This is a genomic window from Photobacterium rosenbergii (genome assembly GCF_003026455.1).
GTDB lineage: Bacteria > Pseudomonadota > Gammaproteobacteria > Enterobacterales > Vibrionaceae > Photobacterium > Photobacterium rosenbergii.
In genome coordinates, this window is the sequence record NZ_PYMB01000058.1 from 1 (window position 1) to 1,266 (window position 1,266).

Here is a 1,266-nt window from a genome sequence, read left to right on the forward strand (position 1 = left end):
TGAAGTCATTGATGCCATGCTTCCGGGAAAAGCCTCTAAGCTTCAGATAGTAAGGAATCGTACCCCAAACCGACACAGGTGGTCGGGTAGAGAATACCAAGGCGCTTGAGAGAACTCGGGTGAAGGAACTAGGCAAAATGGTACCGTAACTTCGGGAGAAGGTACGCTGCCGGCGGTGAAGAGACTTGCTCTTGGAGCTGCTGGCAGTCGCAGATACCAGGTGGCTGCAACTGTTTATTAAAAACACAGCACTGTGCAAAATCGAAAGATGACGTATACGGTGTGACGCCTGCCCGGTGCCGGAAGGTTAATTGATGGGGTTAGACTTCGGTCGAAGCTCTTGATCGAAGCCCCGGTAAACGGCGGCCGTAACTATAACGGTCCTAAGGTAGCGAAATTCCTTGTCGGGTAAGTTCCGACCTGCACGAATGGCGTAATGATGGCCACGCTGTCTCCACCCGAGACTCAGTGAAATTGAAATCGCAGTGAAGATGCTGCGTACCCGCGGCTAGACGGAAAGACCCCGTGAACCTTTACTACAGCTTGGCACTGAACATTGACCCTACATGTGTAGGATAGGTGGGAGGCTTTGAAACCGAGTCGCTAGATTCGGTGGAGCCGTCCTTGAAATACCACCCTTGTAGTGTTGATGTTCTAACGTCGCCCCGTTATCCGGGGTGCGGACAGTGCCTGGTGGGTAGTTTGACTGGGGCGGTCTCCTCCCAAAGCGTAACGGAGGAGCACGAAGGTGGGCTAATCACGGTCGGACATCGTGAGGTTAGTGCAATGGCATAAGCCCGCTTGACTGCGAGACTGACAAGTCGAGCAGGTGCGAAAGCAGGTCATAGTGATCCGGTGGTTCTGTATGGAAGGGCCATCGCTCAACGGATAAAAGGTACTCCGGGGATAACAGGCTGATACCGCCCAAGAGTTCATATCGACGGCGGTGTTTGGCACCTCGATGTCGGCTCATCACATCCTGGGGCTGAAGTCGGTCCCAAGGGTATGGCTGTTCGCCATTTAAAGTGGTACGCGAGCTGGGTTTAGAACGTCGTGAGACAGTTCGGTCCCTATCTGCCGTGGGCGTTGGATGATTGAGAGGGGCTGCTCCTAGTACGAGAGGACCGGAGTGGACGAACCTCTGGTGTTCGGGTTGTGTCGCCAGACGCATTGCCCGGTAGCTAAGTTCGGAATCGATAACCGCTGAAAGCATCTAAGCGGGAAGCGAGCCTCAAGATGAGTCATCCCTGAACCTATAAGGTTCCT

General features: G+C 53.9%; 1 rRNA gene. It reads left to right on the top strand.

What is annotated here, in order from left to right:
* A 23S ribosomal RNA gene (locus C9J01_RS29320) occupies positions 1-1,266 on the top strand; the annotation flags it as partial.